The 254-nt window shown below is 53.1% G+C and carries 1 protein-coding gene; it reads right to left on the bottom strand.

Going from position 1 to position 254, the window contains the following annotated elements:
* Window positions 1-25 precede the first annotated feature (25 nt).
* A partial coding sequence (locus tag KI356_RS28965; protein WP_212937087.1) for a Rossmann-fold NAD(P)-binding domain-containing protein occupies window positions 26-254 on the bottom strand: 229 nt, incomplete at its 5' end.

Here is a 254-nt window from a genome sequence, read left to right as displayed (position 1 = left end):
GCACGCATCCGGCAATGTTGTAAGGCTACAACCCTAACGCATATTTCAGCGCCTGACGTTTCAACACGCCAGCACGCTCCGCCGCCATTAACCCGAGATTACGCATAAAACGCAGTGGTGGCAGATTATTGCTGAATCCGGCATAAAACAGATCCATACCGCTTTGCATAATGAAGTTATCCGCCATGCGCCGCATCTGGTAACGCTTGAGGATAGGATAACTGGCCCACGCTTCGCCGTAGCTGCGGGCGTTG

The organism is Bacillus hominis (assembly GCF_018332515.1).
In the GTDB taxonomy this organism is placed as follows: Bacteria; Bacillota; Bacilli; order Bacillales; family Bacillaceae_G; genus Bacillus_A; species Bacillus_A hominis.
This window is presented reverse-complemented; position numbering and strand designations above follow the sequence as displayed.